The sequence below is a fragment of the Aeromonas sp. 600479 genome, from assembly GCF_049175515.1.
GTDB lineage: Bacteria > Pseudomonadota > Gammaproteobacteria > Enterobacterales > Aeromonadaceae > Aeromonas > Aeromonas veronii_A.
This window is the reverse complement of sequence record NZ_JAAKVF010000004.1, coordinates 62,522-88,855: the sequence shown is the minus strand read 5'-3', so window position 1 is coordinate 88,855 and position 26,334 is coordinate 62,522. Positions and strand designations below refer to the sequence as shown.

Here is a 26,334-nt window from a genome sequence, read left to right as displayed (position 1 = left end):
AGCTAGGAAGTGTGTCCCGAATGCGTCTTGAAGTCAGCTGTGAAGACCGCCTGGGCCTGACCCGGGAACTGCTCGACCGCCTGGTGGAGCACAATATCGATCTGCGCGGCATCGAAATCGATACCTCAGGCATCATCTATCTCAACTTTCCCGAGCTGGAGTTCAGTGATTTTCAGCACCTGATGCCGGAGATCCGCCGCATTCCCGGCGTCTACGACGTCAAGACCATCCCCTACATGCCTTCCGAGCGAGAGCATCACGAGATCGAGGCGCTGCTCAAGGCGCTGCCGGACCTGGTCTTCTCCCTCGACAGCAAGGGCAAGGTGACCCAGGCCAACCAGTCGGCCCTCACCACCCTCGGCTTGCCGGTGGAGGAGGTGCGCGGCGTGGCGCTCGGTTCGCTGGTCAAGGGCTTCTCCTTCACCCGCTGGCTGGAGGCGAGCGAGATCAAGCCACAGACCTGCAAGCTCAGTTTCAATGGCGAAGAGTATCTGGCAGATCTGATGCCGCTGTTCGTGGCAGAAGCCCGCGGCAAGCAGGCGCTGGCTGGGGCCGTGGTGGTGCTCAAATCTGCCCGTCGGGTCGGCCTGCACTTCAGCGCGCTTCATGCGGTGGAAGTGGGGGGCTTCGAGCATCTGCAGGCTGAGAGCCCCAAGATGAAAGAGGTGCTGTCGCAAGCGCGCAAACTGGCGATGCAGGACGCGCCGCTGTTGATTGTCGGTGAGACCGGTACCGGCAAGGAGCTGCTGGCCCGTGCCTGTCACGGGGCCAGCCTGCGCTCCAGCCACCCCTTTATGGCCCTCAACTGCGCTGCCATGCCCGATAACGTGGCCGAGAGCGAGCTGTTTGGTTATGCCCCCGGTGCCTTTGGCAACAACACCGAGGGCAAGCGCGGCGTGCTGGAGCTGGCGAGCGGCGGCACCCTGATGCTAGACGAGATCGGCGACATGTCTCCCCATCTGCAGACCAAGTTTTTGCGGGTGTTGCAGGATGGGGTATTCCGCCGGGTCGGTGACGAGCAGGAGGTGAAGGTCAACGTGCGTTTCATCTGCACCACCCAGAAGCAGTTGCTGGATCTGGTGCACGAAGGAACCTTCCGCGAGGATCTCTACTATCGCCTCAACGTGCTCAGTCTGGCGCTGCCACCCCTGCGCGAGCGCAAGGCAGACATCATGGTGCTGGCCCAGCAGTTTGTCTCCCGCTTTGCCAGCGAGTTGCAGCGACCCCGTCCGCGCTTTACCCGCAACATGGCCGACTACCTGACCGCCTACCGCTGGCCGGGCAACGTGCGTCAGCTGCGCAACTGTCTCTACCGCGCCATGACACTGCTGGAAGGGGATGAGCTGGGGCCCGAGCAGATCGACCTGCCGGTGGCGGCCGATACCATGCCGCTGATCGACGAGTGGTTTGAGGGGAATCTCGACGATGCGGTGAAGCGCTTCGAGAGCCAGCTGCTGGCCCGGCTCTATCCCGCCTTCCCGTCGACCCGTCAGTTGGCCAAACGCCTGGGCGTGTCGCATACCGCCATCGCCAACAAGCTGCGGGAATATGGCATCAGCAAGAAGTAAGTTGTTCCGGATGCTAGCCAACAGAGAGCCCGTCACCAGACGGGCTCTCTGTTTTCTTTACACGGCTTCCGGGCGGGAGGGCTTCGGGAGACTTGTCAGGCCAGTGTCCACCAACTTACTATCTGGATACATGTACCCGAACCGCTATGCCACTGCAGCGGTGTTGTCAAGGCGGCCATTTCCCGATCATGCTGTTACTCTTTTCTCCCCGTTTCGCCGCTCTCCTGGCGCCCTTGCTGTTAGGGTTTGGTCTGCTGTTGCCTCACGCGCTGGCGGAAACGGCCGCAGAGAGCCGGGCGACGGCGGTCAGAGAGTTGGTGCTCGATATCCTGAGTTACACTCGCTGGCCCACCGAGCCTGCGGTGCTGCGCCTGTGTGTGGCGGCGCCAACGGAGTATGCCGGAGCCCTCTTTACCATCGATCGTCAGGCCAATGGCCGTGCCGTGCAGGTCAATCGTTACGACGCGAGTGATCCGGCCATCAGTGATAATTGCGATGTGCTCTATCTCGGCGTCGTCGACGAGCCGACCCGGATTGCGTTGTTTGCGCGCTTGCAGGGTCATTCAGTGCTCAGCATCAGCGAATACAACCACGACTGTTCCACCAGCTCGGTGTTCTGTCTGCAGACCGAGCCACAGAGTGTGCGAGTGCGGTTTAAAGTGAACCTCGATGCCCTGGCCCTGAGCGGCGTACGAGTACATCCCGCTGTGCTCAAGCTGGCCCGTGCCGATAAGGGGGTCCCATGAGGCGACAGGTCAGCGCGGATCCCCGTCTTCCGACCCTGCGTCAGAGCTTGGGGCGAACCCATCTGGTGGCCGCCATCACGGCCGTCAGCGTGGCGGGACTCTTTTTTACTCTGATTGCCTTGCTGGTAGTACGCTTCTACGCCGATCACAATCTGGAGCTGGTGGCCCGCGCAATCAGCTACAGCGCCGAGGCGGCGGTGGTGTTCCACGATGAAGAGGCAGCGAGCGAGGCGCTTGGCGGTATTGTCGCCCATGAGGAGGTGGCCGAAGCCAGTATCGTGCTGGCCAATGGTCAACAGCTCGCTAAATGGGTTCGTCCCGTCAGCAATCCACTAGCCACAGTCGAAGATTATCTTGCCCGCCTGCTGTTACCGGGGCCGGTCACCTATCCCATGCTGCGGGGAGGTGATCAGATTGCCACCATAGAGCTGCGCGGTCATGGCGAGTATCTGTTGCTGTTCTTGCTCTCGGTGCTGCTGGTGATGGTGATTTGCCTGGTGTTGAGTGTGATGGGCGCCTTCTATGTCGCCGGGCGGATGCAGGTCGCGATCACCTCGCCACTGCGACAACTGGCACAGGTCGCCCACTCGGTGCGTCGACAACGCACTCTGGGGATGCGGGCGCCACCGGCCGATATCGTCGAGCTCAATGAACTGGGAGAGGATTTCAACGCCCTGCTGGATGAGCTGCAAGCCTGGCAGGCTCATCAGGCGCGGGAGAACGCCAGTCTGCTCCACCAGGCGACCCATGATGCGTTGACCGGGTTGCCCAACCGGGCGTTATTCGAAGCTCGCCTCGAGCATGCCATTGGCGAGGTAAGCGAGGGGGGGGCCCCGTTCGCCCTGCTTTATCTCGATTGCGATCGTTTCAAACAGATTAACGACACCCTGGGGCACAACGCCGGTGACGATGTGCTGGTGACCCTCTCCCGGCGGGTAGAGCATCAGCTGCGCCCCGGAGATCTGGTTTGCCGGCTGGGGGGGGATGAGTTCGCCATACTGCTGACACCTGTGCATCTGGGGCAGGATGTGGAAGAGGTGATCGACCGCATTCAGCAGGCGATGAGTGATCCTGTGGTATTGCGGGATGGACAGCAACTGGTGGCAGGGATCAGCATCGGTTTTGCCATCCATCAACCCGGGACCCGCGCCAGCGAGCTGTGCGAGCTGGCAGACAAAGCCATGTATTTGGCAAAACGTACACGCCGTGAGGAGGTTGAGGCCGCCAAATCGGCGTGAGTCAAGGTGTAAAGGAGTCATAACAATGAAACTATCCCTCTCCATCAAGGCTGTCGTGCTGGGCCTGTTGTTCTCTCTGCTGGCGGGTTGTCAGAGCACCCCCAGGGGGTTGACCCCGGAACAGCTGGCAGTATTGAAGGAGCAAGGTTTCTATCTGACCGATGAGGGCTGGACACTGGATCTGGCCAACCGGGTGCTGTTTGCCAACAATGTGGGTGAACTCAATCCGCAGACCCGGCAGATAGTGGAAAAACTGGGCAAGGCCCTGCTTGGGGTCGGGCTCGACAAGGCGAGGGTTGACGGCCATACCGACAATACCGGCGAGAGCAGCTATAACCAGCAGCTCTCTCTGAAACGGGCTCAATCGGTGGCCGATGTGCTGATCTCGGTGGGGATGAAGCCCGCCAATCTTGAGATCCGTGGCCGTGGTGAGACGGCCCCGGTGGCGGACAACAAGAGCGCCGCCGGACGAGCAGAAAACCGCCGGGTTGCCATTGTGATTGCCAACCAGTGATTTCTACCCGGCAGTACGCCGTGTGCATAGCAAAAGAGCGCCCCGAGAGGCGCTCTTTTTGATCCGGCGACACTACTTTCCTGTGTCGGCCTCGCTGTGCTTGCGCAGGCGGATGTTGATCATCTCCACCACCAGCGAGAAGGCCATGGCGAAGTAGATGTAGCCCTTCGGAATATGCAGGTCCATCCCCTCGGCCATCAGGGCGAAACCCACCAGGGTGAGGAAGGAGAGGGCCAGCATCTTGATGGTGGGGTGGGCATCGACGAAATCACCGATGGATTTGGCGGCAAACATCATGATGAAGACGGCGATCATGATGGCCAGCACCATCACCGGCACGTGATCGGCCATGCCGACCGCGGTGATCACCGAGTCGAGGCTGAACACGATATCGAGGATGGCGATCTGGATCAGGGTGCTGATAAAGCCCGAGGCCGCTTTGCTGACGCTTTCCGGCTCGGCCGCCCCTTCCAGGGTGACGTGGATCTCGTGGGCACTCTTGCCGATGAGGAACAGGCCCCCCAGCAGTAGGATCAGATCGCGGCCGGAGATGGCTTCACCCAGCACGGTGAAGAGCGGATCGGTGAGGCGCATCACCCAGGCCAGCGAGAGCAGCAGCAGGATCCGGGTACCCATGGCGAGCCCCAGACCCAGAATGCGCGCTTTTTGACGCTGCGCCTCCGGCAGGCGACCGACCAGGATGGAGATAAAGATGATGTTGTCGATGCCCAGCACGATCTCGAGCAGGGTAAGGGTGGCGAGTGCGACCCAGGCAGAGGGATCAAGAACCCATTCCAGCATGATTGAACCTTGGTTGAAAATTGGTTGGAAAATTGAAGCAGCGCATTCTAGCAGGGGCGCCACTGCTTGTCCCAGAGGGGGGAAAAGATAAAAATGGTGGCCATCGCAAGGGAGGCAGGCATGTTTCGATTAGGGTTCATCATTAATCCGGTCGCCGGGATTGGCGGCGCAGTGGGGCTCAAGGGGAGTGACGGCGTGGTTGCCGAGGCGCTGGCCCGTGGCGCTGTGCCCAAGGCGCAGGAGCGGGCGCGGCAAGCCTTGTTGCCACTGTGCGAGCTGAGCGTCCCGTTTGAACTGCTGACGGTAGCGGGAGAGATGGGGGAGGCGGTGGCCCGCGAGCTGGGGTTGCCCTGTCGGGTGATCTATCAACCGGCCGGGGAGAGCACCTCGGCCGATGACACCCGCCATGCTGCCGGGCTGATGCGCGAAGCCGGGGTCGATCTGCTGCTGTTTGCCGGTGGCGATGGCACGGCGCGGGATATCTGCGCCGCGGTGGGGGAGTCCTGCCATGTGCTCGGCATTCCCGCGGGGTGCAAGATCCACTCCGGCGTCTACGGGGTGACGCCCGCTGCCAGCGGGCGGGTGGTGGCGCGGATGATCGCAGGGGAACTGCTCAGCTTGATCGATGCCGAGGTGCGCGACATCGACGAGGAGGCGTTTCGCGCGGGCAAGGTGCGGGCCCGCCACTACGGCCAGCTGAAGGTGCCCGGTGATCTGCGTTATGTACAGGCGGTAAAACAGGGGGGCAAGGAGTCCGAAGAGCTGGTGCTGGCGGATCTCGCCGCCGGTGTGGTGGAGCAGATGGAGCCCGATACCCTCTATCTGATGGGCTCCGGCAGCACGGTGGCAGCCTGTATGGCAGAGCTCGGTCTGGAAAATACTTTGCTCGGTGTGGATCTGGTGGAAAATGGCCGACTTATCGGGCAGGATCTCTGCGCCGCCGAGATCCTGACCCGGATCCGCGGCCGTCGCTGCCGACTGATCATTACCCTGATCGGCGGACAGGGACATCTGTTCGGGCGCGGAAATCAGCAATTGAGTCCTGAGGTGATTCGGTGTGTCGGGCTGGAGAATATCCAGGTGCTGGCAACCAAAGCCAAGCTTGCCGCCCTTGCGGGCAGGCCACTGCTGGTGGATACCGATGATCCGCAATTAAACCGGGCGTTGCGCGGTTATCTGCGAATAACCACGGGATACAAGGATCAGGTCATCTACCCGGTGGCCAACCCGGAATAGGACGCCAAGGACGCTGCTGGCCTGGCGCCAGAGAGCTGCAATCAACCGGATTGCGGTTCCATACCCCCGAATTTTTTGCCGCAAATGAGGCTGCGTTACATGACGATTCACGATTTTGAGCACAAGTTGTTGGGACTGATCGACAGCATGGTTGCCACCGCGACCGATGATGAGCTGTTTGCGGGGGGTTACCTGCGAGGTCATATCTCATTGGCCGTTGCCCGGGCCGAGCTGGAAGGCAAGACCCTGGTGCGGGACGTCAAGAGCTATGTGCTGCGCAGCCTCAACGAGGCGATCTTGCAAGGTGAGCTCTCGGAAGAGGATGAGAAACTGGTGCAGGCAATGTGGATTCGTTTGCAACAAGACGCAGAAGCTTGATCGGATACACAATTCAAACTGAAGTTTGAGTTTATTCTTCCCCTGAAGTTAGTGAAAGGTTAATAATAAGTTTCGCCTTTTGTTTCAGGGATTAAACTATGGCCTCCTCCTCACGCATTGCCAATAAACTGCCGCTCGAGATGCTCTATCACTGGGAGCGGCAGTGTCCTGATCGAACCTACCTGCGTCAAACCATCAACCGCGAATATGTCGATTTCACCTGGGGTGAAGTGGCCGATGAAGCGCGGCGGATGGTGACGGCCTTGCGTCACCTCGGTCTGGTGGCCGGTGACAAGGTGGCGCTGCTCTCCAAGAACTGCGCCCAGTGGTTTATCGCCGATCTGGCGATGCAGATGGGGCAGTATGTGAGCGTGCCCATCTACCCGACTGCCAACGTCGATACCATCGAATATGTGCTGCGCCATAGCGAGGCCAAGGCGATCTTCGTCGGCAAGCTGGATGACTGGAAGAGTCAGGAGGCGGGCGTACCCGCCGATCTGCTGCGCATCGCCTTCCCCTATGACACCATGCCAGCCAGCCACCAGTGGGACGATCTGCTGGAGGCGCATGAGCCGATCCCTGACAGCCCGGTGCAGGCCCCTGACTCCCTGCTGAGTCTGGTCTACACCTCCGGCAGCACCGGCAAGCCGAAAGGTGCCATGCTGAGCGTCGAGCGCTACGCCTGGTCGTGTGAGAAGCTGGTTGAGACGGTGAGCCTGAGCCAGGCCGATAGGGGCTTCTCCTACCTGCCGCTGGCCCACATTACCGAGCGGGTCTACATCTACGGCGGCAGCCTCTATGGCGGCGCTACCATCGCCTTTCCCGAATCCCTCGACACCTTTATCGAAGATGTCAAACGCTGCCGTCCCACCGTCTTTATCTCGGTGCCACGGCTGTGGGCCATGTTCCGCATCAAGATCCACGAGAAGCTGCCCCAGAACAAACTGGCGTTGCTGCTCAAGATCCCGCTTATCTCCGGCCTCATCAAACGCAAGCTGCAAAAGGGGCTGGGGCTGGATCAGGCCCGGGTACTCGGCTGCGGCTCCGCGCCTGTCTCCCCTGCGCTGCTTGAGTGGTATCTGAGCATCGGCCTCAAGGTGACGGAAGCCTGGGGCATGACCGAGAACCACGCCTACTCCACCATCAACTACCCATTCCGCGCCGACAAGATCGGCACCGTCGGCAAGGCGGGGATCGGGGTGACCATCAAGATCTCTGACGAGGGGGAGATCCTCTGCCGCTGCGAAGGGATGATGCTGGGTTACTACAAGGATCCTGAGCACAGCGCCGAGGCCATCGATGCCGAGGGGTGGCTCCACACCGGCGACATGGGCAAGCTGGACAAGGAGGGTTATCTCACCATCACCGGCCGGATGAAGGATGTGTTCAAGACCGCCAAGGGCAAGTATGTGGCGCCGGTGCCCATCGAGGGACTGCTGGGGCAGGAGCCCATTATCGAACAGCTCTGCGTGATTGGCTACGGCATGCCCCAGCCCATTGCGCTGGTGCAACTGGCCGAGAGCGCCATGAAGGGCAATCGGGAGGAGGTCAACGCCAGACTGGAAGCGGCGCGGGTACGGGTCAACGATCAGCTGGAATCTCATGCCAAAATTCGCGGCATTCTGGTAGTGAAGACTCCCTGGAATATCGAAAACGGTGTGCTGACTCCCACCATGAAGATCAAGCGTCACCTGCTGGAGCAAAAGTACGCCCAGGTCGGGGATCGCTGGCCCTCATCCCAGGTGGTGGTGTGGGAGGAGTAACTCCCGTCTTTCCATAGCGCAACAAACAACAACGGCCCTTGATGGGCCGTTGTTGTGTTTGAGGCATATCACTCGCCGCTGTTTTGTCGGGGAGTAAAAAGCGTGTCCGGTTAGATCTGCGCCAGCGCAGCGGCCAGATCGGCGATGAGATCGTCTGCATCTTCCACCCCGACGCTGAAGCGGATGAGGTCGTCGTTGACCCCAGCGGCGAGGCGGCTCGCCTCGTCCATGGCGGCGTGGGTGGTACTGGCCGGATGGCAAGCGAGACTCTCGAGATCCCCCAGACTCACCGCCTGCACGAACAGTTGCAGGTTATCGAGCAGGGTAGCGCAGCGCTCAAACCCGCCTTCCAGCTCAATGCTCACCATGCCGCCAAAGCCGCTGGCGAAGGCGCCTAGGGCATCGTGGCCCGGATGGCTGGCAAGCCCCGGGTAGATCACCTTCTTCACCGCCGGATGGGCGGCCAGAAACTCGGCCACTTTCTGCGCATTGTGCAGGTGGGCATCCATCCGCAGGGGCAGGGTCTTGACCCCGCGCTGCAGCAGGTAGGCCTCCTGCGGGCCGATTGGGGAGCCGATATGTTTGAGGGCCACGGTGCGGATCGACTTCATCAGGGCGTGAGATCCCGCTACCACTCCGGCGATGATGTCGCCGTGGCCGCCCAGATATTTGGTGCCGCTGTGCATCACTACATCGACCCCGAGTTCCAGCGGACGCAGCAGGTAGGGGGTGAGGAAGGTGTTGTCACATACCGTAATGGCGCCCACCTTGCGGGCCGCTTCCACCACCAGCCGCGGATCCACCACCTTGAGGGTGGGGTTGGTCAGGGTTTCGAACAGTACCACCTTGGTGGCAGGGCGGATATTGGCCAGCAGATCCCGATCGCTCTCGTAGGCGGTGACCTTGATGCCAGCGCGGCTGAAGGTCTGCTTCAAGAAGGCATCGGTGCCGCCGTAGAGCGGGCCGATATAGGCCACCTCATCGCCGCTGTCGGCCAGGGCATACATGATGGCGCTCACCGCCGCCATGCCGCTCGCCACCACCAGCGCCTCGTCGGCCCCTTCGAGGGCTGCCAGCTTCTGCTCCAGCTCGGCGGTGGTGGGGTTGCCAAAGCGGCTGTAGATAAAGCCGGGGGCCTGACCTGCAAAGCGCTCCTTGCCCGCCTGGGCGTTGAAGTAGCTGAAGGTGCTGCTTTGGTAGAGCGGGGTGGTGAGGGCACCGGTCTGTGGGTCGATCCGCTGGCCGCTGTGTACGCTCATGGTCTTGAATTTCATCGTGTTGCTCCGTGATGGCCAGGCTCTGGCCATGACTTGTTTTGTTGTTCGTTGCTTGTTGTTTTTGTCAGCGCGGGTATGTGCATGCGGCTTGTGGCTTATGCATATACCCGCATGCGCATCTTTGCGCTGCTCAGGCCGGTATCGCTTCGCTTTCAGTGCGCGGGAGGTGAGCAGGTTCCACCGGCCCATAGTGGCGCGCCGCCACATCCGGGTGGGAGCGCAGCCGCCCTTTCAGCACGTTCTCCCCTACCTGATAGAAGAGCGGGTTGGTCGGGTCACTCTCCGGCCCTTGCGCCTGCGCTGCCAGCTCTGGGGAGAGGCTGAGCAGTGGCACGGTGGCATCGAGCCGCGCCGCCATAAAGAAGGCGCAGGAGAGGCGCGATACGCCGGGCGGCGGGCTCACCACCCGATGCAGGGTCGCCTTGAGATAGCCGTTGGAAGCCAGTTCCAGCAGCTCGCCGATATTGACCACCAGTGCTCCCGGCAGGGGCGGCGCGGAGATCCAGCCGTCGGCCGTCTCGACCTCAAGCCCCGAATGATTGTCCTGCATCACCAGCGTCAGGTAGCCGGGATCCTTGTGGGCGCCGACCCCCTGACTGCTGCCACCCGCTTCTTGCCCCGGGTAGTGAATCAGCTTCATGTGTTGGTAGAGGGCGCCGCGAATACTGTCGTCAAACACGTTGGCCGGTTGCTCCAGCACTTCGGCAAAAGCGGCCAGCAGGGTGAGGGTGATGTCGCTCAGCCGATTCTGCCACGCCAGCAGATGGGCTTTCATCTCTGGCAGGGCGGTCGGCCACTGGTTGGGGCCGATCAGCCGCTGCCAGGGTTCACGGATCAGGGCTGCAGGCAGAGCCTGCGCCTCATTCATGATATCGAACTGCTCGCGCAGGTCCGGCCGCGCTCGGGTGAGCTCGGCACCGACCCGGTTATAGCCGCGAAAGTGGGGGCTGTTGACCATCTGCACCGCCAGCTTCTCCTGCTCCGGCAGGGCAAAGAAGCGCTCTGCCAGCGCCAGGGTCTCTAGCATCTCAACCTTGCTCAAGCCGTGGCCGACCAGATAGAAAAAGCCCACATCGCGGGCGGCCGCGGCCAGCCTGGCCAGCATAGGGCGACGCACCTCGGGCGCCCCGTTGAGGGCAGCCAGATCGATGATCGGTAGTGGTGAATGTTCCATGTGCACCTCCTCACTCTTTCGTTATCTCTGGCGCCATCTGGGATAAAGGGGATGCTACTGTTCGGTGTCATAAGACGGAAACAACAAATTATTCTTAGTTATATACAAAATTCGAAATGGAATTCGGCGCCTGATGGGCTGACGGGTTTTTGCGCAGCCATTGCGGGGTAAAGGGGCAACGATGAGGGGGAGAGTGATAACCAGAGGCAAGCTGCCCGCGGTAAAAATGACCAAAACAGCAGGGAGGCGGATGCCTCCCTGCTGTTTGAGCGGGTGTTCACCTGACTGGGTGCGCAGGCGAGTGACCGCGCATTCTGGCCTTAACCGCCTGCAGGCTCTCAGTAACCCAGGGTAAAGCGCTGGCGCTGGTGAGCCGGTTTTTCCACCTCGTTCAGCACGCCATCGGCCAGATCACCGGCAGTGATCCCGGCAGGCTGTTCGCCACTGAACAGCACCTGATCGCCACCAATCCGATAGCCGCCGCGTTTCTCGCCCGGTTCGAGGAACACAGGGGGAGAGACAAAGCGCCAGTCGAGGGTGGTTTCACGACGCAGGGCGGTGAGACCGTCGCGGGCCGCCAGCGCCCCCTGTTTCCACTCGGCCGGAAACTCAGGGGTATCCACCAGTTGCACGCCGGGGGCGACCTCCAGACTGCCGGCGCCACCTACTACCAACAACCAGCTGTTGGCCGCTTTGGCTGCTGCGACGATCGCGTTGGCGCCCTTGAGGTACTGGTCGTAGATATCCGGTGTGGTCCAGCCCGGGTTGTAGGCGCTGATCACCCGATCGTGCCCCTGGAGCACCTCGGCCAATGCCTGCGGGTTTTGGGCATCCACCGCCACGGCGGTGACCTGCGGATGGGCGGCCACCTTGCTGACATCGCGGACGATGGCGGTGACGTGATGGCCGCGGCTGACGGCCTCGTTCAGGATGGCTGAACCGACAAAACCGCTGGCACCGATCAGGGCAATCTTCATGGGGAACTCTCCTTCACTGTTGGAATGGGGCTATCCTACGCCGCCATTTATGATTTAATAATCACCTCAAAAATGCATTCACTTATAAGCTGGATTTAATAATGGAACAGCTCAGACGTTACGCCATCTTCGCCGCCGTGGTGGAAGCGGGCAGCATGACAGGGGCTGCCAAATCCCTTGGCATGACCCCCTCCGCCGTCAGTCAGCATATCAGCCAGCTGGAAAGCCTGCTCGGGCTGCCCCTGCTCCATCGCTCCACCCGTCGCCTCAGTCTGACCGAGGCGGGAGAGGTGGTGTGGCGAGGGTGCCGGGCGTTGCAGCAGACCCTGAGCGAGACCGAGCTGCGCCTCTCGGAGGTGCGCGACGCCCTGCTCGGGGAAGTGCGGATCACTGCCCCGGTGGGTATGGCGGGCCAGCCGCTGGCGCTGGCCCTCTCTCCGCTGCTGCAGGCCCACCCCGGCCTCACCATCCAGATCATCGCCGACGACGAGAAACGGGATCTGATTGCCGAGCGGATCGACGTGGCATTGCGGGTCGGCACCTTGCCCGACTCGACCCTGGTGGCCCGCAAACTGGGGCAGACCCGGATGCTGCTCTGCGCCGCCCCCGCCTATCTGGCGCGCAAGGGAGCGCCGCGCACGCCCGACGATCTGGCGACTCACGACTGGCTCTGTGGCGACATGCTGGGCAACGGTTTGCTGCTGCAGGATGAGAAGGGGGGCGAGCACAGGGTGAGGTTCAAGGCCAAGGTGCTCTGCAATAACGTGTTGCCCTTGCGCCAGTTTGCGCTGGCGGCGCAGGGTATCTCGCTGCAACCGGAGGGAGAAATTGGTGAGGATCTGGCGCAAGGGCGTCTGCTCGAACTGCTGCCCGGTTTTCAGGTGGCGCCGATGGAGATCCACGCCATCACGCCGCAGCGGGAGATCCCGGAGAAGGTGCGGCGGGTGGTGGAAGCGCTGCGCAGCTACTTCGGAACGCTCTGAGCCATCATCAAGCCATGGTAGCCCGGATGCGAGCAAAGAGGCTCTGCAGGCAGGCTTGATCCCGATCGGCGGCCCGCACCGCGCCGTACATATGACGACGAATACCGCTGCCGAGGGGGCGGGCGCAGAGCATTCCCTGTCTGACAAACTCGTCACTGGCCCAGCGCGGCAGGGCAGCGACCCCTAGGCCAGCGGCGGCCATCTGCAGCATCACCGAGGTGTTGTCCACCGGCTTGCAGCGGGCGGGCTCCACCCCGGCGGGCTGTAAAAAGCGGCTGAAGATATCCATGCGGCTGCGCTCCACCGGATAGACCAGCAGCACCTCCGGCCCCAGATCGCCTGGCTCGATGTGGCTCTGGTGGCAGAGGGGATGATCCGGCGCCATCACCAGAGTCAGATCGAAGGCAAACAGCGGCTCGAAGTGGAGATCGCCGCGGGCCTGCACGTCCGAGGTGAGCAGCAGGTCGAGTTGGCCGCCTAGCAGGGCATTGATGGCATCAAAGCCCGGCACTGACTCCACCTCCAGGTCCACCCCGGGCCACTGGCGGCGAAAATCGGGCAACAGCGGCAGCAGCCACTGGATGCAGCTGTGGCAATCGAGCGCCAGATGCAGCCTGCCCGCATCGCCGCTCTGCAGGGCATGCAACTGCTTCTCGGTCTGGGCCAGGGCGGGCAGTACCTGACGGGCGAGGACGAGCAGCTGGCTGCCGGCTGCGGTCAGTACCAGCGGGCGGCTTTTGCGCAGGTAGAGCTCCAGATTGAGGCGGGTCTCCAGCTCTTTGAGCTGGTGGGAGAGGGCGGACTGGGTGAGGTTGAGGGTCAGCGCCGCACCGGCCAGCGAGCCCTGCTCGGCCAGCGCGGTCAATGTTTTCAAGTGTTTGATCTCTATCCCTGCATTGCTTGGCACTGCCATAAGATGGCTCCTTGTGAGATTGCGTATGGCGCTGAGGTTGCGGTCGGCGGTGGCCTGCTGCGCTTCTTGACTGCGGCACCTCTTGCACCTGTAAAAATCGGCCTCTGTATCCTCGCGGTGAACCTTACCGGCGGTCAGTTGAGGATTATTTGAGAGCCACTTGAAGAGGATTCAATAGCCAGCGTCACCTTATCTTGTCATTTTGGATGTGTAAACATCTGGATGGCTAAATCATCCAGTTTCCCATCAGATGAATGAGCATAAGGAAATGAACCTATGACACGAGCACACACCCTGGGCTTCCCCCGTATCGGCGCCAAGCGCGAGCTGAAATTTGCCCTCGAATCCTACTGGCGTGGCGAGACCACGCAGGCCGAACTCGTTGCCGTGGGCAAGACGCTGCGTGAACGCCACTGGCAGGCCCAGCACGGCGCCGGGGTCAATCTGCTGCCGGTGGGCGACTTCGCCTGGTACGATCAGGTGCTCGGCACCAGCCTGCTGGTGGATGCGGTGCCTGCCCGTCACCGTCATGGCGAGACCGACCTCGACACCCTGTTCCGGGTGGCCCGTGGTCGTGCGCCGACCGGCCCATCTGCCGCCGCCGCCGAGATGACCAAATGGTTCAACACCAACTACCACTATCTGGTGCCGGAATTCAGCCGTGACCAGCGCTTCAAGCTGGGCTGGAGCCAGCTGTTTGACGAGGTGGAAGAGGCCAAAGCGCTGGGGCTGCCGGTCAAGGCGGTGCTGCTGGGGCCGGTCTCCTACCTGTGGCTCGGCAAGGAGAAAGAGAGCGGCTTCTCTCGCCTTGAACTGCTCGATCGCCTGCTGATTGTCTATCAGGAGATCCTGGCGAAACTGGCCGCCCAAGGGGTGGAGTGGGTGCAGATCGACGAACCTGCGCTGACGCTGGACTTGCCGGACGAGTGGCGTCTGGCCTATCTCAACGCCTACGAGCGCCTGAGCGGTCCCTGCAAGCTGCTGCTCACCACCTATTTCGGCTCGGTGGCCCATCAGCGCGACATCATCACCAGCCTAAAGGTGGATGGCCTGCATCTGGATCTGGTGGCCGCCCCCGAACAGCTGGAGACACTGGTGCCGCATCTGCCCGCCCAGTGGGTCATATCCGCCGGGGTCATCAACGGTCGCAACGTCTGGCGTGCCAATCTGGCCAAGCTGGCGCCGACCCTGAAAGCATTGAAAGCCAAACTCGGCGAGCGGCTCTGGGTGGCCTCATCCTGCTCATTGCTGCATAGCCCGGTGGATTTGACCCTGGAGCAGGAGCTGGATCCCCAGACCCGCAGCTGGTTCGCCTTTGCCCTGCAAAAATGCTTCGAGTTGGGACTGCTCAGAGAGTATCTGGATGGGGCCGAGCTCGACAAAATCACCGCCTACAGCCAGCCCATCGTCGATCGGGAGTCTGACTGCCGCGTCCACAAGAAGGCGGTGCAGTCACGGCTCGCCAGCCTCACCAACGGCGATTTTGATCGCCACAGCCCCTATCCGGTCAGGGCCGAGCTGCAGCGCTCGGAGCTCAAGCTGCCGCTGCTGCCCACCACCACCATCGGCTCCTTCCCGCAGACCTCGCAGATCCGGGTATTGCGGCAGGATTGGCGCGCCGGTCACATCGATAACCGCGCCTACGAGGCGGGCATTAAGGCTGAGATCCGCGATGCCATCGCGCGTCAGGAGGCCATCGGGCTGGATGTGCTGGTGCACGGCGAGGCCGAGCGCAACGACATGGTGGAGTATTTCGGTGAGCTGCTGGATGGCTTTGCCATCACCCGCTTCGGCTGGGTACAGAGCTATGGCTCACGCTGCGTCAAGCCGCCGGTGATCACCCGCGATATTGACCGCCCGACCCCCATGACGCTCGAATGGACCCGATTTGCCCAGAGCCTGACCGACAAGCCGGTGAAGGGGATGCTGACCGGCCCTGTGACCATCCTCTGCTGGTCCTTCCCGCGGGAAGATGTGAGCCGCGAGCAATCTGCCCTGCAAATCGGGCTGGCCATTCGTGACGAGGTGGCAGATTTGGAAGCCGCTGGCATCAAGATCATCCAGATCGACGAACCGGCGATCCGCGAAGGTTTGCCCCTGCGCAAGCAGGATCACCAGGCCTATCTCGACTGGGCGGTGCGGGCCTTCCGTCTTAGCGCAAGCCCGGTGGCGGACAGCACCCAGATCCACACCCACATGTGCTACAGCGATTTCAACCCCATCATCGAGGCGGTGGCGGCGTTGGATGCGGATGTGATCACCATCGAGACCAGCCGCAGCCAGATGCAGCTGCTCGAAGCGTTCGAACGCTTCAACTACCCCAACGAGATTGGCCCGGGCGTCTACGACATCCACTCGCCGAACGTGCCGAGCCAGAGCTGGATTGAGGGGTTGCTGCGCAAGGCCGCCAAACAGATCCCGGCCGAGCGGCTCTGGGTCAACCCGGATTGCGGCCTCAAGACCCGCGGCTGGGAAGAGACAGAAGCCGCCCTCAAGGTGATGGTTGATGCCACCAAGGCGCTGCGGGCCGAGCTGGCGTAACCGGCAAGCCGTGACAGCCATCGGTAAGGTGGCGTGCTGACAAACGAACAAGAGAGGGGAAGCCACTGCTTCCTCTCTCTTTTTTCGTTGGCCACTTTTTCCACTGGATCCTGAACCTTGCCGCAGCCCGCTTTGCACTAGGCTCAGAGTTGGCAGAAGTGGATGGAGTCGCGGCCATGAGAGTCAGTCTGGGGAGCGCAATCCTGTGGGGATTGCTGATGTGGCAGAGTGCATGGGCGGCGCCAGCGGCCGAGGTGAAGATGGTCTACTTTGACGACTTTGCCCCATATTCGTGGCGTGACGAACAGGGCAGGATGCGCGGGCTGATGATCGACGTGATGGATCGGGTGGCCGCGCAGATGGGGCTGCGGGTTCGCCATGAAGGTTATCCGTGGCAACGGGCGCAAAAACTGGTGCGGATGGCGCAGGCCGATGGCTTTGTCACCATCGCTACTCAGGAACGGCGCAGCTATACCCTGGTTGTGGAAGAGCCAGTCACTACCACTGTGCTAACCATTTTTACCCAGCGTGCCCATCCCCGCATGGCGGAGTTTCAGCGTGCCAGCCGCTTGAGCGACTTCAAATCACTTACCTTTCTCGACTATTTCGGTAACGGCTGGGGCAAGGAGAACCTAGCGGGCTTCACCGTTCATCACACCATCAATGTCGATAATGTCTTCAAAATGCTGGCGGCGGGTCGGGGGGATCTGATGGTGACCGACCCACTGGTGGCACGCTTCAAACTTAACCAGCTGGGTCTCTCCGGGTTGGTGGTCGAGGTGCCGCTGCAGCTTGCCTCTACCCCGTTCAATCTCTGCATTGGCAAGCACTCCCGCTTCAATACCCGGATAACCGAGTTCAACCGTGCCCTGCAACAGCTGCGACAAAGCGGCGAGTTGGCGCGTATCGTCGAACGCTATCGTTGATGCGCGGCCGCCATCTGCTGTTTGCCAAGGGCGTGTCTATCTTGGCGCCATATCGGCGATGGTTGCCCAGAAGGCATCGATCAAGGGCCCCTTGCTGTGGGGCGGACGGATAAGGCCAATGGTCCAGCAGGCTTCCCCGTCTCTCAAGGGGAGGGTGAGTACATCCGGGTGCTCTATGGTGGTGGAGGAGGGAACCAGGGTCCAGGCGATCTCGGCTGCCGCGGTGGCGACTCCGGCGGCGAAGTCGTTGACGTACTGGATATCGCGAAAACGCAGCCCGCTCTGGGCCAGATAGTTCATCAGGTGATCGTAAAAGGACGGCGCCTTGTCACGACGCAGGATCGCCAGCGGCTTGTCCACCAGATCCGCCAACTCCCTCACATCGCGGTAGCTGGCGGGCAGTACGGCGACAAAGTGGGCTTCGACCACCGGCAGGGCGTGCCACCCCTTGGGGGCGGGCAGGCGGCAAAAACCGAGATCCAGCTTGCCTTCACTGAGCGCCAGCAGCTGGTGGTGGGTGGAGAGATCGTTGAGCTCGATGGTCACTTGCGGCCGCTCGGCGCGAAAGCGGGCAATGGCGGCGGGTACCAGGATCTTGGTAGCGACGCCAAAGCCGATGCGCAGGGTGCCAACGTTGCCCGCCAGCACGTCGCGGGCGGTGCGGGAGAGCTGCTCGCTCTGGATGACCACTGCGCGGGCATCTTCATAAAGCGCCCTGCCCAGTCCGGTGAGGCGAGTGGTGCTGGCATTGCGCTCGAACAGCTCGCCGCCCAGCTCCTCCTCCAGCCGCCTTATCTGTTTGCTCAGGGCCGACTGGGTAACGTGCTGACGTACCGCCGCTTGGCCGAAGTGCAGCACCTCCCCCAGAGTGACGAAGGCTTTCAGATCTCGTAGCTCCATCAGGGCTCCTTTCATTCCTGTTGGGAATGTTGAATGTTTAAATTTGTCATTGGACGGAATTTTAGAAGTGATGGATGCTTATGCCAATTCATTTCGGGTACCCCAGCACGGGGGCGCCGAGTTATCAGAGATGGCTGACACCATCAGCGCAGAAGGAGCAACACCAGATGCATCACCACAAGTTCAACGACTTCCCGAGCGATTTTCTGTGGGGCGCCGCCTCCGCCGCCTATCAGGTGGAGGGGGGCTGGAATGCCGATGGCAAGGGGCCCTCGGTGTGGGATCTCTTCACCAAGCTGCCGGGCAAGACCTTTGAGGGGAGCAACGGCGATGTGGCAGTGGATCACTACCACCGTATGGAAGAGGACGTGGCGCTGATGGCCGAGATGGGGCTCAAGGCTTACCGCTTCTCGGTGAGCTGGCCGCGCATTTATCCTACCGGTCGGGGGGAGGTGAACGAGGCGGGTCTGGCTTTCTACGAGAAGCTGATCGACACCCTCTTGGCCCACAAGATCGAGCCGGTGCTGACCCTTTATCACTGGGATCTGCCGCAGGCGCTGCAAGATGAGTACGGCGGCTGGGAAGACCGACGCATTATCGAGGATTTCGAGCGCTACTGCGTGACCCTCTATCAGCGCTTTGCCGGCAAGGTGAAGTACTGGGTGTCGCTTAACGAGCAGAACTACAACCTGACTAACGCCTATCAGCTCGGCACCCATCCGCCCGCTGTGCAGGATCGCAAGCGCTTCTTTGCCGCCAACCACATCGCGTTTCTGGCCAATGCCCGGGTGATCAAGGCGTTTCGCCAGCATGTGCCAAATGGCCTCATCGGCCCGAGCTTTGCCTACTCTCCTGCCTATCCGGCGTCGTGCGATCCGAAAGATATGCTGGCCTATGAGAACGCCGAGGAGTTCAACAACCTCTGGTGGCTGGATGCCTACTGCTTTGGCCGCTATCCGCAGGCGGCGCTCGCTTACTTGCGAGAAAACGGCGAGGCGCCGGAGATCCTGCCGGGCGATATGGAGTTGCTGCGAGAGGGGACGCCCGACTACATCGGCGTCAACTACTACTACACCCTGACCTACACCGATAACCCCTTGGGCGGTCAGACCCTGCAGCGGATCAACACCACCGGCAAGAAGGGCACTACGCCGTCCAGCGGTATTCCCGGCCTCTACAAGACGGCGCCCAATCCGCACCTTGAGACCAGCAACTGGGACTGGGCCATCGACCCGACCGGGATGCGCATCGCCCTGCGTCGCCTCTCTTCCCGCTATGGTCTGCCGCTGATGATCACCGAGAATGGCCTTGGCGAGTTCGACAAGCTGGAGGCGGGCGACAAGGTGAACGATGCGTACCGCATCGATTACCTGCGCAGCCACGTCAAGGCGTGCCAGGAGGCGATGCAGGATGGGGTGGAATTGCTCGGCTACTGCGCCTGGTCGTTCACCGACATCCTGAGCTGGCTCAATGGCTACCAGAAGCGCTACGGCTTCGTCTATGTGGAGCGTGACGAGCAGGGGGGCTCCCTTCGCCGGATCAAGAAAGCGAGCTTCCACTGGTACAGCCAGGTGATTGCGAGCCAGGGCAAGCAGCTCTGATGGTTTACCGCGTCGCGTAACCAGCGGGCCCGGGTAATCCCCGGGCCCGCGCTGTTTGTGGCGGGGTAAAGGGGATAAGCCTGTTTCTCACCGTGCAACTCACCCCCCTGTTTGCTGATTTTTGTCCTGCCAAAGTCGGCGACCCCTGCTATTATCTGCGGCCGAACATGAGCCAATAAAAATCAGGATATCGTGATGACTGACCACACTTTTATTCCCGGCAAGGATGCGGCGCTGGAAGACTCCATCGAACGCTTCCAGACCAAGCTGCAAGCCTTGGGCTTTGATATCGAAGAGGCCTCCTGGCTCAACCCCGTGCCGAACGTCTGGTCGGTGCATATTCGCGACAAAGAGTGCGCCCTCTGCTTTACCAACGGCAAGGGCGCCAGCAAGAAGGCGGCCCTCGCGTCTGCCCTTGGCGAATATTTCGAGCGTCTCTCCACCAACTACTTCTTTGCTGACTTCTATCTGGGCGAGCAGGTCGCCAACGGCGATTTCGTTCACTACCCGAACGAGAAGTGGTTCCCTATCGAGGGTGACCAGTTCCCGGCCGGTCTGCTCGACAGCTTCACCCGCAAGTTTTACAACCCGGATGGTGAAGTGACCGCCGACATGCTGGTGGATCTGCAGTCAAACAACGAAGAGCGCGGTATCGTCGCGCTGCCGTTCGAACGCCAGTCCGATCACGAGACCGTCTACATCCCGATGAACATCATCGGCAACCTCTATGTCTCCAACGGCATGAGCGCTGGCAACACCAAGACCGAAGCGCGCACCCAGGCGCTCTCCGAGGTGTTCGAGCGCCACGTGAAGAACAAGATCATCGCCGAGGCCATCAGCTTGCCGCTGATCCCGGACGAGGTGATTGCCCGTTATCCGGGAATTGCTGCCTCCATCGCCGCCCTCGAAGCGGAAGGCTTCCCCATTTACAGCTTCGATGCCTCCCTCGGTGGCCGTTATCCGGTCATCTGTGTTGTGCTGCTCAACCCGAGCAACGGCACCTGCTTTGCCTCCTTCGGCGCCCACCCGCGCTTCGAAGTGGCCTTCGAACGCACCGTGACCGAGCTGCTGCAGGGCCGTGGTCTCAAAGATCTCGACGTGTTCGTGCCGCCGTCATTCGATAACGAGCAGGTAGCGGATCACCATAACCTCGAGACTCACTTCATCGACTCCTCGGGCCTTATCAGCTGGGATCTGTTCAAGCAGGATGCGGACTTCGAGTTTGCCGACTGGGACTTCCGTGGCACCTCGCAGGAGGAGTTCGATCACCTGATCGGCATCTTCCATGAGCTGGAGCAGCCGGTCTATATCGCCGACTACGAGCATCTGGGTGTCTACGCCTGCCGCATCCTGGTGCCGGGCATGTCCGACATCTATCCGGCTGAAGATCTGCTGCTGGCCAACAACAACATGGGCGCCAACCTGCGCGAAGTGATCCTGGCGCTGCCATCACTTGATTGGGATGCCGAGCAGTACATGGCGTTGTTCGACCAGCTGGATGAAGAGGGGCACGACGAGCGTACCCGTGTACGCGAGCTGCTGGGCATCGCTGCCGCCAAGGGTACCGCGCTGCATACCCTGCGCGTTGGCGAGCTGAAAGCCATGCTGGCGCTGGCCGCCGGTGAGCTGGATACGGCGCTGGATCTCATCGACTGGACCATGGAGTTCAACCAGTCGGTGTTTACTGCCGAGCGAGCCAGCTACTACCGTGCCCTGCGTGCCTGTGTCGAGTTGTTCCTCGACGAGGAGCGGGATCCGGAGCAGTATCGCGCCGTCTTCACTCGCATGTATGGTGAAGAGACGCTGGCACAGGCATGGGCCAACGCCAGTGGCGAAGCACGCTTCCACGGTCTGGAAGCGGCCGACCTGTCGCTCTCCCAGTTCCCGCTGCACCAGAAGCTGCTGGCAGCTTACGAGAAGCTGCAGAAGGCCAAGCGAGCCCATCACTGGGCCTAATCGTTGCTGTAAAGGAAGGGGCCGAGTGGCCCCTTCTGTTTATCGTGCAGCAAGGCACGGGATTGTTATTCAAAGATGAAATAAAAAACAAAAAATACCCCTAAGGGGGTTGATGGCAGGGCAGGGGATTTGCTGTCGATCTGCAAAGATATCTTGCCAATACTATATTTCCGTGATTGAAAATAAATTCTTTAAAATCATTGCATTAAAAATGTGACATTTCTGTTTCAGCTGATACCTGGTGTAAAGTGGCGTAGCCATCGCACTAAAATATTTGTAGTAAAATTACATTCGCACACTGATAAACTTGATCAATGTCAATTTTGGCTATTTGGCCCTTTGTTATGATTTCAACAGGCAAAACATTCAGGTAGAAAATAATTGAAAGCTGAATCTCCATTCGATTGTCTCAAGCCCGAAGCCATCGCTGCACTGGCTGAAGACATCACCTATGCCAAGGCTACCAAGCCGGCATACAAGGTCATTCCACTGGCCATTACCGCAGGCGCTTTCATCGCCATCGCGTTTATCTTCTACATTACTGTCACGACCGGTTCCGGCTCTATGTCCTGGGGTATGGCCAAGCTGGTTGGCGGTCTCTGCTTCTCTCTCGGACTTATTCTCTGTGTGCTGCTCGGTGCCGAGCTGTTCACCTCCACCACCCTGACGCTGGTGGCCAAAGCTGCCAATCGCATCAGCTGGGCTCAGCTGCTCAAGAACTGGGGTCTGGTCTACTTCGGCAACCTGATTGGCGGTCTGCTGATGGTGGCGCTGATCATCGTTTCTGCCGAGTACACGGCTGCAGACGGTCAGTGGGGTCTCAATGCCCTGAAAGTGGCCCAACACAAAATTCACCACACCTTCTTCGAAGCGGTGGCGCTGGGTATCCTCTGTAACCTGATGGTATGTCTTGCTGCCTGGATGGCCTTTGGTGCCCGCAGCGCGACTGACAAGGTAGTCGTCATGCTGCTGCCGGTTGCCATGTTCGTTGCATCAGGTTTCGAGCACAGCATCGCAAACATGTTTATGATTCCGGTTGGTATCGCTATCCACAGCGTGGCTGGCCCGGAATTTTGGCAGGCCATCGGCCAGGATCCGGCAACCTTTGCTGACCTGACCGTATCCAACTTCGTCCTACACAACCTCATCCCCGTGACCATCGGCAATATCATCGGTGGTGGCGTGATGGTTGGTCTGACTTACTGGTTTATCTTCCGTCGTCATCATTAAGGATGATCGCGGGATACTACATCAATACCGTGTGAGGTAATGAAAAATGGCAGAACTTAACGAACAGTTCCAAAAAGCATGGGAAGGCTTCGCGGCCGGTGAATGGCAGACCTCTGTCAACACCCGTGACTTCATCCAGAAGAACTACACCCCGTATGAAGGTGACGAGTCCTTCCTGGCTGGCGCGACCGAAGCGACCACCAAGCTGTGGGACAAGGTCATGGAAGGGATCAAGATCGAGAACCGCACTCACGCGCCGGTCGATTTTGATACTGACCTGCCCTCCACCATTACCGCACACGATGCCGGTTACATCGATCAGAGCCTCGAGAAGATCGTAGGTCTGCAGACCGACAAGCCGCTGAAGCGCGCCATCATCGCCAACGGCGGTATCAAGATGGTTAAAACTTCTTGCGAAGTGTACGGTCGTCAACTGGACCCGATGGTCGAGAAGATCTTCACCGAGTACCGCAAAACTCACAACCAGGGTGTGTTTGATGTTTACACCAAAGACATCCTGAACTGCCGCAAGTCTGGTGTTATCACCGGTCTGCCGGATGCCTACGGCCGTGGCCGTATCATCGGTGACTACCGTCGTGTTGCCCTGTACGGTGTTGACTTCCTGATGGCCGACAAACTGGCACAGTTCAAGTCCCTGCAAGCTGACCTGGAAAACGGCGTCAACCTGGAAGCCACTATCCGTCTGCGCGAAGAGATCTCCGAGCAGCACCGTGCCCTGGCTCAGATGAAGGTGATGGCTGCCAAGTATGGTTGCGATATCTCCGTACCGGCTACCAATGCCCGTGAAGCAGTTCAGTGGACCTACTTCGCTTACCTGGCGGCAGTCAAGTCCCAGAACGGCGCGGCCATGTCCTTCGGTCGTACTTCCAGCTTCCTGGATATCTACATCGAGCGTGACCTGCAGAAAGGTTTGATCACCGAGCAAGAAGCCCAGGAGCTGATGGACCACATGGTCATGAAGCTGCGTATGGTTCGCTTCCTGCGTACCCCGGAATACGATTCACTGTTCTCCGGCGACCCGATGTGGGCTACCGAGACCCTGGCTGGTATGGGCGTTGATGGCCGTACCCTGGTCACCAAGAACAGCTTCCGTATGCTGAACACTCTGTACACCATGGGCCCGTCCCCTGAGCCGAACCTGACTATCCTGTGGTCCGAGAAGCTGCCGGTCGGTTTCAAGAAGTACTGTGCCAAGGTATCTATCGAGACCTCTTCTGTTCAGTACGAGAACGACGATCTGATGCGTCCGGATTTCAACAACGATGACTACGCCATCGCTTGCTGTGTATCCCCGATGATCGTTGGCAAGCAGATGCAGTTCTTCGGTGCTCGTGCCAACCTGGCCAAGACCATGCTGTATGCAATCAACGGTGGTATGGACGAGAAGCTCAAGATCCAGGTCGGTCCGAAAACCGAAATGGTCAAGTCCGAGTACCTCGACTACAACGACGTAATGGATCGTCTGGACCACTTCATGGATTGGCTGGCCAAGCAATACGTTGCTGCGCTGAACATCATCCACTACATGCACGACAAGTACAGCTACGAAGCCTCTCTGATGGCGCTGCACGACCGTGACGTATATCGCACCATGGCGTGTGGTATCGCTGGTCTGTCTGTAGCCGCTGACTCCCTGTCTGCCATCAAGTACGCCAAGGTCAAGCCGATTCGTGACGAAGATGGCGTTGCCATCGACTTCGAAATCGAAGGCGAATACCCGCAGTTCGGTAACAACGACGCTCGCGTCGATGATATCGCCTGTGACCTGGTTGAGCGCTTCATGAAGAAGATTCAGAAGCTGAACACCTACCGTGGTGCTGTTGCTACCCAGTCTGTTCTGACCATCACTTCCAACGTGGTATATGGCAAGAAGACCGGTAACACCCCGGATGGCCGTCGTGCTGGTGCTCCGTTCGGCCCGGGTGCCAACCCTATGCACGGTCGTGACCAGAAAGGTGCTGTTGCTTCCCTGACTTCCGTTGCCAAGCTGCCGTTCGCTTACGCCAAAGATGGTATATCCTATACCTTCTCCATCGTTCCGAATGCACTGGGTAAAGATATGGAAGCCCAGAAAGCCAACCTGGCTGGCCTGATGGACGGTTACTTCCACCACGAATCCAACGTAGAGGGTGGTCAGCACCTGAACGTTAACGTGATGAACCGTGAAATGCTGCTGGACGCCATGGAAAACCCGGAGAAATATCCGCAGTTGACCATCCGCGTATCCGGTTATGCCGTTCGCTTCAACTCTTTGACCAAAGAGCAACAGCAAGACGTCATCACTCGTACCTTCACCGCTTCTCTGTAATCGAGACGTAGTGAGCAAAAACCGGCGCCAAGGCGCCGGTTTTTTTATACGTGCGATTCAGGGGCGGATTACATCCATTTCATCGTAATCACAACAGTTGTCATGGGGTATTTGAACAGGGCTATGGCGCAGGTGTTCACCCGGATTGACCCTGGCACAGCCTGTAATGCGATAACGCGTTATGCACGAGCTAAGGGAATAGGGCGGTTGCTTTGTCTGCCATTGCATCAGTGTTGCTATGGCTCGTGGAACAGGCTTATCAGGATTCGGGGTGAAGAGAGACGCCATCGTGGGTATAAAGCAATACCCGTAAGCCTGTGACTATGAAATTATTCTCTGCCTCTCTCAATGCGCAGCTGGGAGGGTGTCTGGTTTAGCCAGCCAGATATGTGTGAAGCTACAAACCCTGCTTGCAGAAACAACAAGGGATGCACATTGTGCAGCCCTTGTCTCTGGAAAATAGCGGGTTGAGCGTGTCAGCTGGCCCAGGTGATGATGTGATCGATCCATTCACCCGCCTGATCCTCGTGAATGACCTTGCCACGGACGGATTGACCAGCCTGATGCATCGCGGAACGACTGCCGGTCAGCAGAGGATGCCACTCTGGAAGAGCGTCACCTTCAGACAGCAGGCGATATGCGCAAGTTGAGGGGAGCCAGTCATATTCGGCGATCTTGTCATGGGTGATCTGCAGACAGTCAGGCTCTTTTTTGAAACGATTGGCGTAATCAGAGCACTGACAGGTCTTGGTGTTAAGCAAATTGCAGGCGACATTGGTGAAAACCAGTTCGTCGGTATCTTCATCGATCAGCTTGTTGAGGCAGCATTTTCCGCAACCATCGCAGAGGGATTCCCATTCGGATTCAGTCATCTGCTGCAGACTCTTGGTCTGCCAAAAGGGGGCTTGCATCATACCGCTCACTTATTACACCTGATAAAACGCGTGGTTATACCCCTTGTTACCCGGTATTTCAAGGAGAGGGTCACTCCGGTGGACAAATTGTCGTGATCAGCTCAAATGAATGCAATGACTTTCAGCCTCATCATATTGCTCAAACGGGTTCGCTGGTGGGCAGGAATTCCCGCAGGTTTGAATACTTGGGCTGCATGATTGTCCAGTTCAGATTTTATTTTCTGCTTCTTTATCCGTTGCATCTTTTGATGTTTGTCTGCTTGCAGCAAGCAGGGTCAAATGATCTCCGATGCCTACCGTCAGGCTGTTGCAAGCTTGTCTTTCAAATAAAGCCGCTGGTCACATATTGTTTGCGCCCTTCTGTCACTG

At 59.8% G+C, this 26,334-nt stretch carries 21 protein-coding genes; 14 read left to right on the top strand and 7 right to left on the bottom strand.

Annotated elements, in window-relative coordinates:
• Positions 1–20 precede the first annotated feature (20 nt).
• The 4 genes from tyrR to G5149_RS06455 all read left to right on the top strand — a co-directional run bounded on the left by tyrR (position 21) and on the right by G5149_RS06455 (position 4,066).
• Positions 21–1,568, top strand: coding sequence for a transcriptional regulator TyrR (gene tyrR, locus G5149_RS06470; protein ID WP_005333656.1), 1,548 nt, complete (start codon positions 21–23; stop codon positions 1,566–1,568).
• A gap of 188 nt (positions 1,569–1,756) precedes the next feature.
• Positions 1,757–2,314 (top strand): YfiR family protein, encoded by a 558-nt coding sequence (locus G5149_RS06465; protein ID WP_421212117.1) that lies wholly within the window; start codon positions 1,757–1,759, stop codon positions 2,312–2,314.
• The gene (locus tag G5149_RS06460) at positions 2,311–3,552 is read left to right on the top strand and encodes a diguanylate cyclase domain-containing protein (RefSeq protein ID WP_421212116.1); all 1,242 of its coding nucleotides are present in this window, start codon (positions 2,311–2,313) and stop codon (positions 3,550–3,552) included. The genes G5149_RS06465 and G5149_RS06460 overlap by 4 nt, the downstream gene beginning before the upstream one ends.
• 25 nt (positions 3,553–3,577) lie before the next feature.
• Entirely contained in the window at positions 3,578–4,066 is a 489-nt protein-coding gene (locus G5149_RS06455) for an OmpA family protein (protein WP_421212114.1), read from the top strand.
• 72 nt (positions 4,067–4,138) lie between these two features.
• On the opposite strand, the gene G5149_RS06450 is transcribed toward G5149_RS06455, so the two are convergent.
• On the bottom strand, positions 4,139–4,867 hold the full coding sequence (locus G5149_RS06450; RefSeq protein ID WP_421212112.1) for a TerC family protein: 729 nt from the start codon (positions 4,865–4,867) through the stop codon (positions 4,139–4,141).
• A gap of 120 nt (positions 4,868–4,987) precedes the next feature.
• On the opposite strand from G5149_RS06450, the gene G5149_RS06445 reads away from it, so the two are divergent.
• From G5149_RS06445 to G5149_RS06435, 3 genes are all read left to right on the top strand, one after another.
• Complete coding sequence (locus G5149_RS06445; protein ID WP_421212110.1) at positions 4,988–6,103, top strand: ATP-NAD kinase family protein; 1,116 nt, start codon at positions 4,988–4,990, stop codon at positions 6,101–6,103.
• Positions 6,104–6,202: 99 nt separating this feature from the next.
• A complete protein-coding gene (locus tag G5149_RS06440) occupies positions 6,203–6,481 on the top strand; it encodes a YfcL family protein (protein ID WP_139740389.1) in 279 nt (92 codons plus the stop codon).
• A gap of 98 nt (positions 6,482–6,579) precedes the next feature.
• Positions 6,580–8,244, top strand: a complete 1,665-nt coding sequence (locus G5149_RS06435) for an AMP-binding protein (protein ID WP_005333638.1) — start codon at positions 6,580–6,582, stop codon at positions 8,242–8,244.
• A 110-nt stretch (positions 8,245–8,354) separates the two neighbouring features.
• Here the strand turns inward: G5149_RS06435 and G5149_RS06430 are convergent, their stop codons facing one another.
• The 3 genes from G5149_RS06430 to G5149_RS06420 all read right to left on the bottom strand — a co-directional run bounded on the left by G5149_RS06430 (position 8,355) and on the right by G5149_RS06420 (position 11,672).
• Positions 8,355–9,518, bottom strand: coding sequence for a trans-sulfuration enzyme family protein (locus G5149_RS06430; protein WP_421212108.1), 1,164 nt, complete (start codon positions 9,516–9,518; stop codon positions 8,355–8,357).
• A gap of 133 nt (positions 9,519–9,651) precedes the next feature.
• Positions 9,652–10,695 (bottom strand): isopenicillin N synthase family dioxygenase, encoded by a 1,044-nt coding sequence (locus G5149_RS06425; protein ID WP_421212106.1) that lies wholly within the window; start codon positions 10,693–10,695, stop codon positions 9,652–9,654.
• A gap of 338 nt (positions 10,696–11,033) precedes the next feature.
• Positions 11,034–11,672 carry an NAD(P)-dependent oxidoreductase gene (locus tag G5149_RS06420; protein ID WP_421212104.1) on the bottom strand — a complete coding sequence of 213 codons (639 nt, stop codon included), beginning with the start codon at positions 11,670–11,672 and terminating at the stop codon, positions 11,034–11,036.
• Positions 11,673–11,773: 101 nt separating this feature from the next.
• Between G5149_RS06420 and G5149_RS06415 the strand changes: the two genes are divergently transcribed.
• Positions 11,774–12,655, top strand: coding sequence for a LysR family transcriptional regulator (locus tag G5149_RS06415; RefSeq protein ID WP_421212102.1), 882 nt, complete (start codon positions 11,774–11,776; stop codon positions 12,653–12,655).
• A gap of 7 nt (positions 12,656–12,662) precedes the next feature.
• Here G5149_RS06415 and G5149_RS06410 read toward each other — a convergent pair whose 3' ends face one another.
• On the bottom strand, positions 12,663–13,568 hold the full coding sequence (locus G5149_RS06410) for a LysR substrate-binding domain-containing protein (RefSeq protein WP_421212100.1): 906 nt from the start codon (positions 13,566–13,568) through the stop codon (positions 12,663–12,665).
• Between the two features lie 276 nt (positions 13,569–13,844).
• Between G5149_RS06410 and metE the strand changes: the two genes are divergently transcribed.
• Together metE and G5149_RS06400 are read left to right on the top strand one after the other, a co-directional pair.
• The gene (metE, locus tag G5149_RS06405) at positions 13,845–16,109 is read left to right on the top strand and encodes a 5-methyltetrahydropteroyltriglutamate--homocysteine S-methyltransferase (protein ID WP_421212098.1); all 2,265 of its coding nucleotides are present in this window, start codon (positions 13,845–13,847) and stop codon (positions 16,107–16,109) included.
• Positions 16,110–16,285: 176 nt separating this feature from the next.
• Positions 16,286–17,035 (top strand): substrate-binding periplasmic protein, encoded by a 750-nt coding sequence (locus G5149_RS06400; RefSeq protein WP_421212096.1) that lies wholly within the window; start codon positions 16,286–16,288, stop codon positions 17,033–17,035.
• A gap of 36 nt (positions 17,036–17,071) precedes the next feature.
• Here the strand turns inward: G5149_RS06400 and G5149_RS06395 are convergent, their stop codons facing one another.
• Positions 17,072–17,935 (bottom strand): LysR family transcriptional regulator, encoded by an 864-nt coding sequence (locus tag G5149_RS06395; RefSeq protein ID WP_040069378.1) that lies wholly within the window; start codon positions 17,933–17,935, stop codon positions 17,072–17,074.
• A 167-nt stretch (positions 17,936–18,102) separates the two neighbouring features.
• On the opposite strand from G5149_RS06395, the gene G5149_RS06390 reads away from it, so the two are divergent.
• The 4 genes from G5149_RS06390 to pflB all read left to right on the top strand — a co-directional run bounded on the left by G5149_RS06390 (position 18,103) and on the right by pflB (position 25,051).
• Positions 18,103–19,536 (top strand): glycoside hydrolase family 1 protein, encoded by a 1,434-nt coding sequence (locus tag G5149_RS06390; RefSeq protein WP_288728338.1) that lies wholly within the window; start codon positions 18,103–18,105, stop codon positions 19,534–19,536.
• 195 nt (positions 19,537–19,731) lie between these two features.
• Positions 19,732–21,492, top strand: a complete 1,761-nt coding sequence (gene ycaO / locus G5149_RS06385) for a 30S ribosomal protein S12 methylthiotransferase accessory factor YcaO (protein ID WP_005346164.1) — start codon at positions 19,732–19,734, stop codon at positions 21,490–21,492.
• A 381-nt stretch (positions 21,493–21,873) separates the two neighbouring features.
• Positions 21,874–22,722: a formate transporter FocA gene (focA, locus tag G5149_RS06380; RefSeq protein ID WP_236348641.1), complete on the top strand. Its 849-nt coding sequence runs from the start codon at positions 21,874–21,876 to the stop codon at positions 22,720–22,722.
• Between the two features lie 46 nt (positions 22,723–22,768).
• Positions 22,769–25,051: a formate C-acetyltransferase gene (gene pflB, locus G5149_RS06375; protein WP_005346160.1), complete on the top strand. Its 2,283-nt coding sequence runs from the start codon at positions 22,769–22,771 to the stop codon at positions 25,049–25,051.
• A 476-nt stretch (positions 25,052–25,527) separates the two neighbouring features.
• Here the strand turns inward: pflB and G5149_RS06370 are convergent, their stop codons facing one another.
• Positions 25,528–25,962, bottom strand: a complete 435-nt coding sequence (locus tag G5149_RS06370; protein ID WP_005352569.1) for a YcgN family cysteine cluster protein — start codon at positions 25,960–25,962, stop codon at positions 25,528–25,530.
• Positions 25,963–26,334 lie beyond the last annotated feature (372 nt).